General features: G+C 69.0%; 10 protein-coding genes. 6 read left to right on the top strand and 4 right to left on the bottom strand.

All coding sequences use genetic code 11. From position 1 onward, the window contains the following. Positions 1–59 precede the first annotated feature (59 nt). Positions 60–1,415, bottom strand: coding sequence for a dicarboxylate/amino acid:cation symporter (locus tag AC07OD_RS16640; RefSeq protein ID WP_218296744.1), 1,356 nt, complete (start codon positions 1,413–1,415; stop codon positions 60–62). 234 nt (positions 1,416–1,649) lie between these two features. On the opposite strand from AC07OD_RS16640, the gene AC07OD_RS16635 reads away from it, so the two are divergent. Further along, positions 1,650–4,331, top strand: a complete 2,682-nt coding sequence (locus tag AC07OD_RS16635) for a hybrid sensor histidine kinase/response regulator (RefSeq protein WP_494597570.1) — start codon at positions 1,650–1,652, stop codon at positions 4,329–4,331. 217 nt (positions 4,332–4,548) lie between these two features. Here AC07OD_RS16635 and AC07OD_RS16630 read toward each other — a convergent pair whose 3' ends face one another. The 3 genes from AC07OD_RS16630 to AC07OD_RS16620 all read right to left on the bottom strand — a co-directional run bounded on the left by AC07OD_RS16630 (position 4,549) and on the right by AC07OD_RS16620 (position 8,336). Beyond that, complete coding sequence (locus AC07OD_RS16630) at positions 4,549–5,193, bottom strand: LuxR C-terminal-related transcriptional regulator (protein WP_218296742.1); 645 nt, start codon at positions 5,191–5,193, stop codon at positions 4,549–4,551. 161 nt (positions 5,194–5,354) lie between these two features. Next, positions 5,355–6,278, bottom strand: a complete 924-nt coding sequence (locus AC07OD_RS16625) for a LysR family transcriptional regulator (RefSeq protein WP_218296741.1) — start codon at positions 6,276–6,278, stop codon at positions 5,355–5,357. Positions 6,279–6,410: 132 nt separating this feature from the next. Further along, the gene (locus tag AC07OD_RS16620; RefSeq protein WP_494597569.1) at positions 6,411–8,336 is read right to left on the bottom strand and encodes an acyl CoA:acetate/3-ketoacid CoA transferase; all 1,926 of its coding nucleotides are present in this window, start codon (positions 8,334–8,336) and stop codon (positions 6,411–6,413) included. 232 nt (positions 8,337–8,568) lie between these two features. Between AC07OD_RS16620 and AC07OD_RS16615 the strand changes: the two genes are divergently transcribed. The 5 genes from AC07OD_RS16615 (at position 8,569) to AC07OD_RS16595 (ending at position 14,027) form a co-directional block, all read left to right on the top strand. Then, entirely contained in the window at positions 8,569–10,779 is a 2,211-nt protein-coding gene (locus AC07OD_RS16615) for a malate synthase G (protein WP_218296739.1), read from the top strand. A gap of 264 nt (positions 10,780–11,043) precedes the next feature. Beyond that, on the top strand, positions 11,044–11,322 hold the full coding sequence (locus AC07OD_RS16610) for a cysteine-rich CWC family protein (protein WP_218341186.1): 279 nt from the start codon (positions 11,044–11,046) through the stop codon (positions 11,320–11,322). A 24-nt stretch (positions 11,323–11,346) separates the two neighbouring features. Continuing rightward, on the top strand, positions 11,347–11,553 hold the full coding sequence (locus tag AC07OD_RS16605) for a 4-oxalocrotonate tautomerase (RefSeq protein ID WP_370627859.1): 207 nt from the start codon (positions 11,347–11,349) through the stop codon (positions 11,551–11,553). 180 nt (positions 11,554–11,733) lie between these two features. Next, on the top strand, positions 11,734–13,230 hold the full coding sequence (locus AC07OD_RS16600; protein WP_369643626.1) for an MFS transporter: 1,497 nt from the start codon (positions 11,734–11,736) through the stop codon (positions 13,228–13,230). Positions 13,231–13,259: 29 nt separating this feature from the next. Beyond that, a complete protein-coding gene (locus tag AC07OD_RS16595) occupies positions 13,260–14,027 on the top strand; it encodes a class II glutamine amidotransferase (protein ID WP_218296735.1) in 768 nt (255 codons plus the stop codon). The last annotated feature ends 210 nt before the right edge of the window (positions 14,028–14,237 follow it).

Here is a 14,237-nt window from a genome sequence, read left to right as displayed (position 1 = left end):
AAAAAAACAGCGGCGCAAGCCCCGGGGCCCGCGCCGCTGCGGCGGCGAGTGGCGGCGTATCAGGCCGCGGAGCGGGCCACCGCGCCCAGGGGCACCTCGGCGGCGGGCACCACCCCGGGGGCGGGCAGCGGATGGCCGTTCAGCGCGGCGTCCAGGCGTTCGTGGTCCAGCGCGTTTTCCCAGCGCGAGACGACCACGGTGGCCACCGCGTTGCCGATGAAGTTGGTCAGCGAGCGGCACTCGCTCATGAAGCGGTCCACGCCCAGTATCAGCGCCATGCCGGCCACCGGCACCTCGGGCACCACGGCCAGGGTGGCGGCCAGGGTGATGAAGCCCGCGCCGGTCACGCCCGCCGCGCCCTTGGACGACAGCATGGCCACCAGCAGCAGCGCCACCTGGTGGCCCAGCGAGAGTTCGGTGTTGGTGGCCTGGGCGATGAACAGCGCGGCCAGCGTCATGTAGATGTTGGTGCCGTCCAGGTTGAACGAGTAGCCCGTGGGCACCACGAGGCCCACCACCGACTTGCTGCAGCCGGCCTTTTCCATCTTCTCCATCAGCGACGGCAGGGCCGATTCGGACGACGAGGTGCCCAGCACCAGCATCAGCTCGGCCTTGAGGTAGCGGCACAGCTTGAGCACCGAGAAGCCGCACAGCCGGGCCACGAAGCCCAGGATGACCACCACGAACAGCAGCGAGGTGATGTAGAACGAGCCCACCAGCCATGCCAGGTTGACGAGCGAACCCAGGCCGAACTTGCCGATGGTGAAGGCCATGGCGCCGAACGCCCCGATGGGCGCGGCCTTCATCACGATGCCCACCACCTTGAACACGGGCGTGGTCAGCGCTTCCAGAAAATTCTGCACCGGGCGGCCGGCCTCGCCCACCATGGCCAGCGCGATGCCGAACAGCACGGCCACCAGCAGCACCTGCAGGATGTTGTCGCCCACGAAGGGGCTGACCAGCGTCTTGGGGATGATGTCCATCGCGAAGCCGGTGAGCGACATCTCGTGCGACTTGGCCACGTAGGTCTTCACGGCCGTCTGGTCCAGGTCGGCGGGGTTGATGTTCATGCCCGCGCCGGGCTGCACCACGTTGGCCACCACCAGGCCGACGACCAGCGCCAGCGTGGAGAAGAACAGGAAGTACGCCATGGCCTTGCCGAACACGCGGCCCACGGTGGAGAGCTGCGACATGCCCGCGATGCCGGTCACGATGGTCAGGAAGATCACCGGGGCGATGATCATCTTCACCAGCTTGATGAACGCGTCGCCCAGCGGCTTGAGCGCCTCGCCGTAGGCCGGCTCGAAGTGGCCCAGCAGCACCCCGAGGACGATGGCGACCACCACCTGGAAGTACAGTTGCCGGTAAAAGGGAAGCCGCACGGGATGGGCGGTGGGGGCGGTAATGGCGTGCATGGGGATGTCTCCTGAAATCACGGTGACTGCACCAGCGGGGTGCGTCGAGGGTGCCGTTTGTACCGCCGCCCCCGGATTCAGCCGATAACCTATTGGTATTAGTCGGTGGCACCGCCAGAGGGCGCCCCGTGCCCCAATATAGGGAAAACCCCTAGATGCCAGCGAGGTGAGGCACACTCGCTGCCCTCACCATCACAGCCCGGAGCACGCTCCCGGCCCCCTGATTTCTGCCCCATGACGACGCCGCGCCTTCGCAAATTCTGGACCCTGCTGATCCTCCTCACCGGCATGGCGGGCAGCATGTTCGTGGCCGGGCAGTGGGCGTGGCAGCGTTCGCTGCACGAGGAGAGCGACAGCGTGCAGCAGCAGCTGACCCTGTACGGCCAGACGCTGGCCCAGCGCATCGACCGCTACCGCACCCTGCCCGAGGTGCTGGCGCTGGACGCGCAGCTGCAGGATGCGCTGACCCGCGCCCTGAGCCCGGCGGAGGTGGAGCAGCTCAACCTCAAGCTGGAGCAGGCCAACGGCGCAAGCCAGTCGTCCACGCTCACCCTGCTCAACCGCGAAGGGCTGGCCGTGGCGGCCAGCAACTGGCGCACCACCACCAGCAACGTGGGGGTGGACTACAGCTTTCGCCCGTATGTGCAGGAGGCGCTGGCGCAGGGGCGCGGCAGCTTCTACGGCATCGGCGTGACCACGGGCGAGCCGGGCTACTTCCTGTCGCAGGCCATCCGCGACGCCAGCGGCCACACGCTGGGCCTGGTGGCGATCAAGATCGCGCTGCAGGAGCTCGAGCGCGAGTGGCTGCAGACGCCGGACATCGTGCTGGCCTCCGACGCGCACGGCGTGGTGTTCCTGGCCAGCCAGGACGCGTGGCGCTACCGCCTGCTGGAGCCCCTGGGCGACGAGGAGCGCCGCGAGCTCAACGCCACGCGCCAGTATTCGAACCAGCCGCTGCGCCCGCTGGCCTGGCGCGTGGACGACCACATGGACAACGGCGGCCGCCTGGTGCGCCTGTTGTCGCCCGACCTGCCGCCCCTGCCCGGCCGCGTGCTGTGGCAGACCCAGCCGCTGCCCGGCACGCCCTGGCAGCTGCACCTGGTGCACGACACGCACAGCAGCATCGCCGACAGCCGCTGGGCCGCGGCGGCCGGCGGCGGCGGGTGGCTGGCACTGGCCCTGCTGGTGCTGTTCGTGCGCCAGCGGCAGCGCCTGGCGAACCTGCGCCAGCGCAGCCGCCAGGAGCTGGAGACCGTGCTGCAGCAGCACGCGCAGGAGCTGCGCACCGCCCAGGACGGCATCGTGCAGGCGGCGCAGCAGGCCGCCCAGCAGACCGACACGGGCCTCTCGCGCAGCCTGGAGCACCTGCCCCAGGGCGTGGTCATCATCGATGCCGACCTGAACCTCGTGGCCTGGAACTCGCGCTACGTGCAGCTGTTTCGCTACCCCGCCGACCTGATGCGCGTGGGCCAGCCCATCGCGGACCTGCTGCGCCACAACGCGCGCCGCGGCTTGCTGGGCCCCGGCCCGGCCGACGAGGCGATCGAGCGGCGCCTGTCGCACCTGCGCAGCGGCCTGCCCCATCTGCACGAGAGCGCCAAGGGCGATGGCACGGTGCTCGAGATCCGCGGCAACCCGCTGCCCGAAGGCGGCTTCGTGACCAGCTATGCCGACATCACCAGCTACAAGAACGCCGCACGCGAACTGCGCAGCCTGGCCGATGCGCTGGAGCAGCGCGTGGCCGACCGCACGCGCGACCTGGACGCCGCGCGGCGCGAGGCCGAGCGCGCCAACCGCTACAAGACCCGCTTCGTCGCGGCCGCCGTGCACGACCTGCTGCAGCCGCTGAACGCCGCGCGCATGTTCACCTCGCTGCTGCGCAGCCACCTGCAGGACGACGCCGAGCGGCGCACGGTGGACAGCATCGACGGCGCGCTCGCTTCGCAGGACGCGATCCTGAGCAGCCTGCTCGATATCTCGCGCATGGAGTCGGGGCAACTGGACGTGCACATCCACGACGTGGCCCTGGGCCCGCTGCTGCAGGTGCTGGCCCACAACTTCGGCGTGCTGGCCGAGGGCCAGGGCCTGAAGCTCCGCTGCGTGCCCACGCGCGCCGTGGTGCGCACCGACGAGAACCTGCTGCGCCGCATCCTGCAGAACTTCGTCTCCAACGCCATCCGCTACAGCCGGCAGGGGCGCATCGTGGTGGGCTGCCGCAGGGCCGGGGACCACCTGCGCATCGAGGTGCACGACCAGGGCCCGGGCATCCCCGAGGCGCTGCAGCGCGAGATCTTCGAGGAGTTCCGCCGCCTGGACGAAGGCCGCGCCGACGACCGGGGCGCGGGCCTGGGCCTGGCCATCGTCGAGCGCCTGGGCCGCCTGCTGGGGCACGAGATCGGGCTGCGCTCGCAGCTGGGGCGCGGCAGTGTGTTCTGGGTGCGCGTGCCGCTGGGCGACCCCGCCGCCGCGCGGCAACAGCCAGCCGCCGCCGCCACGGCCGCTCCACGGCAGCCGCAGGAAGACGCCCCGCTGCAGGGCAGCAGCGCCTGGGTGATCGAGGACGACGGCCCCACCTGCGCCGCGACACGTGCCCTGCTGGAGCGCTGGGGCTGCCAGGTGCCGCTGGCCGGCGGCGCGCCCGAGGCGCTGGCCCAGGCCGAACGCGGCCAGGCGCCGCAGCTGGTGCTGCTGGACGTGCACCTGGGCGCCCGCCACCATGGCCCCGATGTCTACGCCCAGCTGTGCGAACGCTGGGGCCAGGCCCCCGCGGTGATCCTGGTCACCGCCGAGCACGACGCCACGCTGCGCCGGCAGGCGGCCGAATACGGCTGGGGCTTTCTGGCCAAGCCGGTGCGGGCGCCGGCGCTGCGGGCGCTGGTGAGCCAGACGCTGCTGAGACAGGGAGCATCCCCCTGAGCCGCTGCGTGGCTTCCTCCTTCTTTCTCTCTGCGCGCTGCGCGCTACGGGAAGGGGGACGGCGCCAGTGCAGGCACCGTGTGCTGGCGGCCCTCGCACGGCGTCTCGCACATGGTGCTGCGCCCGGTTGGGGAGGCTGCGCTCGTCGCTACGCTTTTAGTAGCTGCCAGCGCTTGATGAATAGGCGACAGCGGCCGTTTTGATTCAGATCCCGACCTCAGGAAGACACGCCGTCTTCCGTCTCCAGGCTTTTCACCAGCACCGCCGCCTGCGTGCGGCTGTAGCACGCGAGCTTTTTCAGGATGGCCGTGACATGCACCTTCACGGTGTTCTCCGCCAGGCCCAGCGCGGCGGCGATCTGCTTGTTGAGCAGGCCGTCGGCCAGGCACAGCAGCACGCGGAACTGCTGGGGCGTGAGCTGCGCGAGCCGCGCGGCCAGCTCGGCGTCGGCCTCGGAGCGCTCGGCCGCCATGGGCGGGAACCAGCTGCCGCCGTCGAGCACGGCCTCGATGGCCTCGCCCATGGCCTCGGCCGGCGCGGACTTGGGGATGAAACCGGCCGCGCCGAACTGCTGCGCGCGGCGGATCACGCGCGGGTGGTCGTTGGACGAGATGATGACCACCGGCAGCTCGGGGTACTCGCCGCGCACGTGCAGCAGCGAGGAGAAGCCGCGCGCGCCGGGCATGCTCAGGTCCAGCAGCACCAGCTCCACCTCGGGGTGCTCCTGCAGCGCCGTGCCCAGCGTGGCGGCGCTGGCCGCCTCCAGCGTGCGGAACTGCGGCAGACGCTCATGCAGCACGTGCAGCACGGCGGCGCGGAACAGCGGGTGGTCGTCAGCGACGAGAAGCGTGGGCTCGGCCATGGAGTGCGCAGTCTGCCACGGGGCGGTCCATCAGCACCACCCGTCGCACGGAGCGGGCCAACGCATGGGGCGCGCCAAGGCCAGCGCTACCGTGGAACCGGCTTGGCCCCCGGAGGCATCCCGCTTCGCGTCGGAGGAAGGCGCGCAGCGGCCCAGGGAAGTCATTCGCCTTTCCAGAACGCGGGCTGCGCGTACTGGTGTTTCAGGAAGTCGATCCACAGCCGCACGCGCAGCGGCAGGTGCTTGCGCTGGGGGAACACCACATAGATGCCGTTGGGCGGCGCGGCGAAGTCCTCCAGCACCGCGACCAGGCGACCAGCGGCGATCTCGGCCTCGACCTCCCAGGTGCTGCGCCAGGCAATGCCCCAGCCGCCCAGGCACCAGTCGTGCAGCACCTGGCCGTCGGAGCAGTCGAGCGGCCCGCCGGGCTTCAGATGCATGACCTCCGTGGCGCCATCCGCAAGGGGCACCCGGAACGCCCAGCCGCGCGTCTGCGATGCGTCGCTGGACAGCGTGAGGCAGTCGTGCTGCACGAGTTCGGCCGGCGCGCGCGGCGTGCCGCGCCGGGCCAGGTATTCGGGCGTGGCCACGCACAGGCGGCGGTTGTCGGCGATGCGAACGCTCACCAGCGACGAGTCGGGCAGGTCGCCCACGCGCACGGCGCAGTCGAAGCCTTCCCCCGCGAGGTCCACCACGCGGTCGCTGAGGTTCAGCGAGATGGTCACGTCCGGGTGCGCCGAGCGAAAACGCGGCACCAGCGGCGCCACATGGCGGCGGCCAAAACCGGCGGGCGCGGTGATGCGCAAATGGCCCGTGGCCTTGACCCCGCCTTCCGACACGCTGGCCTCGGCATTGGCCACGTCGGACAGCAGGCGCTGGCAGTCTTCCAGGAACGCGCTGCCCTCGTGCGTGAGGCTGATGCGCCGCGTGGTGCGCACCAAGAGCTTCACGCCCAGGTGCTCTTCCAGCGCGTCGAGCCGCCGCCCCATGATGGCGGGCGCCACGCCCTCGGCCTTGGCGGCGGCCGTGAGGCTGCCGCGCGTGGCCACCGACACAAAGGATTCGAAGGCCTTGAGTTTGTCCATGGGCAGTGATTATGGAGACATCCGAGGGCGTGCAAGCCCGGCGCCGCACGGGCCTTACGCCCCCGGCCTTGAAGCAAAAACAGCGTCCAGCGCCCGGGGGCATTGCGCCAATAGCTATTGTTTTTATAGCATTCAGAACAGGCGCGACTTGAGGAAACCCACCGTGCCATACCGCTTGACGTCCGCGTAGTGGTCGCGCGTGAGCCCCTGCACCATGGCGGTGTAGGCATCGGCCAGGTCGGGCGCGATGGTGAAGTGGTCGTAGTTCACGATGACCTCCACGCGCTCGCCCTGGGCGGCAAGCGGTGCCAGCAGGCGACGCACCTCGTGCTCGATGGCGTCGATGGTGGTGGCCGTGTTGATCTGCAGGCCCGAGAAGTCGATGTGCAGCAGCCTGCGCGCGGCGTCGAGCTCGAAGCGCTGCACCAGCGGGCGGTTGAGCAGCTGCTCGCGCAGGCCCAGCGGGCCGGGCTCGAACAGGCGCATGTCCATGACCTGCAGGCCCGGGCTGATGCGCGGCGTGAAGGCCATGTGGGCCAGCACGTCGCGGTGCAGGTCGATGCCGGGCGCCAGCTCGATCAGCTCCAGCGCGCCGCCACCGCCCTCCTCCCCCGAGGGCACCAGGCGGAACACGCAGCGCTCGGTGACGTACAGCACGCGCTGGCCGCGCCGCAGCGCCTCGGCGCCGCTGAAGGTGCGGTGCTCGACCTCGCGCACCAGCTTGCGCGCGCCGCCTTCGTGCAGGATGTGCAGGTGGCCGTCGACCGCCTCCACCTGCAGCGCCCCCGCCGTGAACGTGCCGACGAACACCACGGTCTTGGCGTTCTGGCTGATGTTGATGAAGCCGCCCGCACCCGCCAGGCGCGGCCCGAACTTGCTCACGTTGAGGTTGCCGTGCTGGTCGGCCTGCGCCAGGCCCAGGATGGCGATGTCCAGGCCGCCGCCGTCGTAGAAGTCGAACTGGTTGGGCTGGTCGATGATGGCCTGCGGGTTCACGGCCGCGCCGAAGTTCAGGCCCCCGGCAGGGATGCCGCCGATCACGCCGGGCTCGGCCGTGAGCGTGACCAGGTCGATGATGCGCTCCTCGGCCGCCACGTTGGCCACGCCCTCGGGCATGCCGATCCCCAGGTTCACCACCTGGTGCGGGCGCAGCTCCAGCGCCGCGCGGCGGGCGATGATCTTGCGCTCGGTCAGGGGCATGGCCTCCAGCGTGTCCACGGGCACGCGCAATTCGCCCGCGAACGCGGCGCTGTAGGGCTCGGCAAAGGTCTGGTGGTGGTGCGCGGGCTCGGTGGCCAGCACCACGGCGTCCACCAGCACGCCGGGCACCTTCACCTGCCGGGGGTTGAGCGTGCCGCGCTCGGCGATGCGCTCGACCTGCGCGATGACCACGCCGCCCGAGTTGCGCGCGGCCATGGCGATGGCCAGCGCTTCGAGCGTGAGCGCCTCGCGCTCCATGGTGAGGTTGCCGTCCGCGTCGGCCGTCGTCGCGCGGATGATGCCGACGTGGATCGGGAAGGCCTTGTAGAACAGGTAGTCCTGCCCGTCGATGGGCAGGACGCGCACCAGCTCCTCGGTGGTGCGTGCGTTGAGCTTGCCACCGCCGTGGCGCGGGTCCACGAAGGTGTCGAGGCCCACGCGCGTGAGCGTGCCGGGCTTGCCCGCGGCGATGTCGCGGAACAGGTGCGTGATCACGCCCTGCGGCAGGTTCCAGGCCTCGATCTGGTTGTCCACCGCGAGCTTCTGGATGCGCGGCACCAGGCTCCAGTGCCCGCCGATCACGCGCCTGAGCAGGCCTGCATGGCCCAGGTGGTTGAGGCCGCGCTGCTTGCCGTCGCCCTGGCCTGCGGCGTAGACCAGGGTGAGGTCGCGCGGGGTCTGTGTGGCCTCCCAGCGCTGGGCGAGCGCCACGGCGATGCTCTCGGCAAAGCCGATGCCGACGAAGCCGCCCGTGGCCACGGTGTCGCCATCGTGGATGAGCAACACCGCGTCGGCGGCGCTGACGATCTTGTTCTTGTAGGCTGCGTTCAGCGCGCCAGCGGCCAGGGGTGCCTGCATGGGTTTGTCTCCCGGTGGGTTTGTTGTGTGCGCAGCGTAGTGGGTAACCGGCCAAAGCACCATTCCGGGCGACTACGGACGGCCACCAGTTGTGCGTAAAAGTCACTGGTTTAGAGATTTTCAGCGTATTTATGTGGGCAAATATTTGCAATACAGTCTGTCCATGGCCTGCTCATGCAGGTCCCGTTTTCTTTTTCATTGATCCACGTTTGCACAACTTTCTAGGCACCCCATGACCGATCGCACCAAAGTCCACGGCCTGCAAGTGGCCACCTCCCTGTACCGCTTTGTCGAAGACAAGGTGCTGCCCGGCACGGGTGTCGATGCCGCCGCCTTCTGGAAGGGCTTTGACGCCATCGTGGCCGACCTGGCCCCGCGCAACATCGCCCTGCTGGCCGAGCGCGACCGCCTGCAGACCGAGCTGGACACCTGGCACAAGGCCAATCCCGGCCCCATCAAGGACATGGTGGCCTACCGTGGTTTCCTGGAAAAGATCGGCTACCTGGTGCCCCAGCCCGCCGATGTGAAGGCCACCACCGCCAATGTGGACGACGAGCTGGCCACGCAGGCCGGCCCGCAGCTGGTGGTGCCCATCCTGAACGCCCGCTATGCGCTGAACGCCGCCAACGCGCGCTGGGGCAGCCTGTATGACGCGCTGTACGGCACGGATGCCATCAGCGAAGAAGGCGGCGCCGAAAAGGGCAAGGGCTACAACCCCGTGCGCGGCGCCAAGGTGATCGCGTTCGCGCGCCAGGTGCTGGACGACACCGCGCCGCTGGCTGCGGGTTCGCACAAGGATTCGACGGGCTACAAGGTGGAAGGCGGCCAGCTGGTCGTCTCGTTCGCCAACGGGAGCACCACGGGCCTGAAGGATCCCTCGCAGTTCAAGGGCTACCAGGGCAACGCCGCGGCGCCTTCGTCGGTGCTGCTGCAGCACAACGGCCTGCACCTGGACATCCAGATCGACCGTTCCACGCCCATCGGCCAGTCCGATGCGGCGGGCGTGAGCGACCTGGTGCTGGAAGCCGCGCTCTCCACCATCCTGGACCTGGAAGACTCCGTGGCCGCCGTGGACGCCGAGGACAAGGTGCTGGGCTACAGCAACTGGCTGGGCATCATCCAGGCCACGCTGACCGAGCAGGTCGCCAAGGGCGGCAAGACCATCACGCGCGGGCTGAACCCTGACCGCATCTATACGGGCCCGCAAGGTGGCGAGGTGCGCCTGCACGGCCGCTCGCTCATGTTCCTGCGCAACGTGGGCCACCTGATGACCAACCCGGCCATTCTCTGGACCGACGCGCAGGGCGCGCAGCGCGAGATCCCAGAAGGCATCATGGATGCAGTGGTCACAACGGCCATCGCATTGCACGACCTGCAAGGCCACGGCGCGAACGGTATCCGCAACTCCCGCAAGGGCAGCGTCTACATCGTCAAGCCCAAGATGCACGGCCCGGCCGAGGTGGGCTTTGCCAGCGACCTGTTCGGCCGCGTGGAGCAACTGCTGGGCCTGCCCGCCAACACCGTGAAGCTGGGCATCATGGACGAAGAGCGCCGCACCTCCGTCAACCTCAAGGCCTGCATTGCCGCTGCATCGAGCCGCGTGGCGTTCATCAACACCGGCTTCCTGGACCGCACCGGCGACGAGATGCACACCGCCATGCACGCCGGCCCCATGGTGCGCAAGGGCGACATGAAGACCAGCGCCTGGATCCAGTCGTACGAGAAGAACAACGTGCTGGTGGGCCTCTCCTGCGGCCTGCGCGGCAAGGCACAGATCGGCAAGGGCATGTGGGCCATGCCCGACCTGATGGCCGAGATGCTCAAGCAAAAGATCGCCCACCCCAAGGCCGGCGCCAACACCGCCTGGGTACCCAGCCCTACCGGCGCGACGCTGCACGCGCTGCACTACCACCAGGTCAACGTGGCCGAGATCCAGATCGGCCTGGAGAAGACCGACGTGAACGCCGAGCGCGACAACCTGCTGACCGGCCTGCTCACCGTGCCCGTGGCAGCCGCCCCCAACTGGAGCGACGCCGAGAAGCAGCAGGAGCTGGACAACAACGCCCAGGGCATCCTGGGCTATGTGGTGCGCTGGGTGGACCAGGGCGTGGGCTGCTCCAAGGTGCCCGACATCCACAACGTGGGCCTGATGGAAGACCGTGCCACGCTGCGCATCAGCAGCCAGCACATGGCCAACTGGCTGCTGCACGGCGTGGTGACCGAAGCGCAGGTGCGCGAGACCTTCGAGCGCATGGCCGCGGTGGTGGACGGCCAGAACGCGGGCGACCCGCTGTACCAGCCGATGGCGGGCCACTTCGCCACCAGCATGGCCTACCAGGCCGCCTGCGACCTGGTCTTCAAGGGCCAGGAGCAGCCCAGCGGCTACACCGAACCCCTGCTGCATGCCTGGCGCCTGAAGCTCAAGGCCGCACAGGCCACCTGATTCCGGGAGCGCCGCGCGCAAAGCGCGCCACGCTCACCTATTGATAGCTGCCAGCGCCTGCCCATCAAGCGCTGGCAGCTGTTTTTTTATGGATTGCCCTGGCTGCGGCGGGCCACGTGCCAGTGGTGCGCGGCACGGACCGCCCGCCGCGCATGGCACCGGCGCCCAGGCTTTCCCGCTGCGCGGAAGACGGGACGCCGCAGGCGCCTTACACTGGGCCCGCAGCCGCCTCCCATCCACAGCGGGCGCGTGCCGCCCGCCATCATGCCGCCCTCCAGTGCCCCGCCATCCGCTGCGCCGTCTTCCTCCCCCTCCTCCAGCTGCCCCCTGTGCGGCCAGCCGAACCAGTGCGCCATCGCGGCGGGCCAGCCCGCCGAGAGCTGCTGGTGCATGGCGCGGGTGATCAACCCGGAAGCGCTGGCGGCTCTGCCGGCCCCAGCACGGGGCCAGGTGTGTATCTGTCCTGCGTGCGGCGCGCGGGGCGCTCCACCGGCGCCCCGGCCCGGCGCCTCTGAAGACGCGCCGGCGCCGGCGCCGATATGATTTCCGCTTTTGTTTTCTGCAACTATCTCCAAGGAGGCTGATATGCCCACGTACCACGTCGAAATGATGGAAGGCCGCACGGTCGAGCAAAAGCGCAAGCTGGTGGAAGAGATCACACGCGTCTCCGTCGAGGTGCTCGGCGGTTCGCCCGAGTCGGTGGACATCCTGATCACCGACGTCAAGCGGGAGAACTGGGCCACGGGCGGCAAGCTCTGGTCGGAGAGGAGCTGACATCCCCCCGAGGCACTGGGCGCCGTCCCCCTGCTCTCGAATTGCTTTGCAGCAATCCGAAAAAGGGAGGGCCCGGTCCTCGGTGCGGGGCGGCCCGTCCCTGACTGCGCTGGCCTGGGACTGCGCCAGCCCACTGAAGAGCCCGTGCTTCTTCGCAACTGAACGCCAGCCCACCGATCCATGACAACACAGCCTTCTTCTGGTTCCCTCGCCGCCCTGCGCGAACGCCATGGCGAGCGTTACCGCTGGCTGCTGCTGCTGTCCGTCATGGTCGGCACGATGGCGTCGATCATGTCGTCGACCATCGTGAACGTGGCCATCCCCGACATGAGCCACTACTTCACCCTGGGCCAGGAGCGCGCCCAATGGGTCACCTCGGGCTTCATGGTGGCCACCACGGTTTCGATGCTGACCACGCCGTGGCTCCTGTCCCGCTATGGCTACCGCGCCACCTATGTGGGCGCCATGCTCCTGCTGCTGGCCGGCGGCATCGGCGGCGGGCTGGCCCGTGATTTCGGCCTGGTGCTGGCCGCCCGGGTGGCCGAGGGGCTGGCGGCCGGGGTCGTGCAGCCCATTCCCGCCGTCATCATCCTCTACGCCTTCCAGCCCCACGAGCAAGGCCGCGCCAGCGGCATCTTCGGCATGGGCGTGGTGCTGGCGCCCGCCATCGGACCGAGCATCGGCGGCCTGCTGGTCGACTGGTTCGGCTGGCGCTCCATTTTCTTCATGGTCGTGCCGCTGTGCCTGGCCTCCCTCTGGCTCGCCTACAAATTCGTGCCCGTCACCGCGCCGGGCGGCGTGGCCGCCAACCGCCAGGGCGAGGCGCTCGACTGGCGCGGCCTGGCGCTGGGCACGGCCGGGACGCTGTGCCTGCTCAATGGGCTGGTGGCACTGCATGGGGGCACCGCATCGGAGGCCATCCTGTTGCTGGCCGGTGCCGTGGTCGCCACGGGCCTCTTCATCGGCTGGCAACGCCGGCAGCTGCGGCAGGGGCGCAAGCCGCTGATGGATTTGCGGTTGTTCCAGTACCGGCAGTTCGCCATGGGCAGCATCGTGGCGTTCATCTATGGCACGGCGCTGTTCGGCTCCACCTACCTGTTGCCGGTGTTCATGCAACTGGGGTTGTCGCTCTCGGCCTCGCACGTGGGCACCATCATGCTGCCCGCGGGCTTCGTGCTGGCCATCACCATCGCCCTGGTGGGACGGCTGGCCGACAGGCAGCCCACGCACCTGCTGGTGAGCATCGGCCTGGCCCTGCTGGCCCTGTCGTTCGGGCTCATGGTGCTGGTGGGCCTGGGCTCCGCACTGTGGATGCTGGTGGCTTTTGCGATCCTGGGCCGCATCGGACTCGGCTTCATCCTGCCGTCGCTCAACCTGGGGGCCATGCGGCCGCTGGACAAGTCGCTGATCTCGCAGGGATCGAGCGCCATCGGCTTCCTGCGCATGCTCGGCGGAGCCGCCGGCGTGAGCCTGTGCGGTATCGTGCTGGAGTGGCGCCTGGGGGCGCATGGTGCATCGCTGACCTCGGGCGCGAGCAACACGGCCCGCATCGACGCCTTTGGCGAGACCTTTCTGATGCTGACCGCGCTGTGCCTGCTGGCCCTGGTGGCCGCATGGCAGCTGCGCGAAGCACCTGCGGCGCCGGCCGATGCCTCTCCCCCTTCACCCCCGGCCTGATGGCCGATTGATCCGGACTTTGCTCGACCATGTGCCAACTGCTCGGTATGAACTGCAACACGCCGACCGACGTGACCTTCAGCTTCACCGGTTTCGCGCAGCGCGGCGGCAACACGGCCGACCATGCCGACGGCTGGGGCATCGCCTTTTTCGAAGACCGGGGACTGCGGCACTTCGTGGACCATCTGCCCGCCGTGAATTCGCCCGTGGCGGAGTTGATCCGCCGCTACCCCATCCAGAGCCGCAACGTGATCGCGCACATCCGCAAGGCCACCCAGGGTGTGGTGAGCCTGCAGAACTGCCACCCCTTCGTGCGCGAGCTGTGGGGCCGGTACTGGGTGTTCGCCCACAACGGTGACTTGAAGGACTTCCGGCCCCGCCTGCATGCGCATTTCCATCCGGTGGGGGATACCGACAGCGAGCACGCCTTCTGCTGGATCATGCAGGAGCTGGCCAAGTCCCATGCCAGCGTGCCCAGCATTGCCGAACTGACCATCACCTTGAAAGAGCTGGCCGCGCGCATCGCGCCGCATGGCACCTTCAATTTCCTGCTCTCCAACGGCCAGGCGCTGTGGGCCCATGCATCCACAGGGCTGTACTACATCGAGCGCAAACACCCGTTCAGCGAGGCACAGTTGTCGGACGAGGACGTGCGCATCGACTTCGCCACCCGGACCACGGCCACGGACCGCGTGGCCGTGATCGTGACGGCCCCCCTCACCACCAATGAGGAGTGGACGGCCTTCGGCAAGGAAGAACTGCTGGTGTTCGTGGACGGACAGCGGCAAGGCGGTTGAGCCACCGGGCTTTCGTGCAGGCCCTTCCCTCGAACCTCGGGGTGTACCGCCCGCGCCTGCCGGACTTAGCTTCGATAAACGCCAGTGGTGTCACGGAAGACGCACTACCCACAACGTGCTTTTCGCCGTTCCCCAAAGCAAAAAACCCCAGTCATTGCTGACTGGGGTTTTCTGGGCTGTAAGAGCCTGACGATGACCTACTTTCACACG

Source organism: Acidovorax sp. GW821-FHT10E03, assembly GCF_059415205.1.
This window is presented reverse-complemented; position numbering and strand designations above follow the sequence as displayed.

Bases quoted from the DNA above. Each gene is read 5' to 3' on its own strand.
- AC07OD_RS16640 (WP_218296744.1), bottom strand. From the start codon at position 1,415: ATGCACGCCATTACCGCCCCCACCGCCCATCCCGTGCGGCTTCCCTTT.
- AC07OD_RS16635 (WP_494597570.1), top strand. From the start codon at position 1,650: ATGACGACGCCGCGCCTTCGCAAATTCTGGACCCTGCTGATCCTCCTC.
- AC07OD_RS16630 (WP_218296742.1), bottom strand. From the start codon at position 5,193: ATGGCCGAGCCCACGCTTCTCGTCGCTGACGACCACCCGCTGTTCCGC.
- AC07OD_RS16625 (WP_218296741.1), bottom strand. From the start codon at position 6,278: ATGGACAAACTCAAGGCCTTCGAATCCTTTGTGTCGGTGGCCACGCGC.
- AC07OD_RS16620 (WP_494597569.1), bottom strand. From the start codon at position 8,336: ATGCAGGCACCCCTGGCCGCTGGCGCGCTGAACGCAGCCTACAAGAAC.
- AC07OD_RS16615 (WP_218296739.1), top strand. From the start codon at position 8,569: ATGACCGATCGCACCAAAGTCCACGGCCTGCAAGTGGCCACCTCCCTG.
- AC07OD_RS16610 (WP_218341186.1), top strand. From the start codon at position 11,044: ATGCCGCCCTCCAGTGCCCCGCCATCCGCTGCGCCGTCTTCCTCCCCC.
- AC07OD_RS16600 (WP_369643626.1), top strand. From the start codon at position 11,734: ATGACAACACAGCCTTCTTCTGGTTCCCTCGCCGCCCTGCGCGAACGC.
- AC07OD_RS16595 (WP_218296735.1), top strand. From the start codon at position 13,260: ATGTGCCAACTGCTCGGTATGAACTGCAACACGCCGACCGACGTGACC.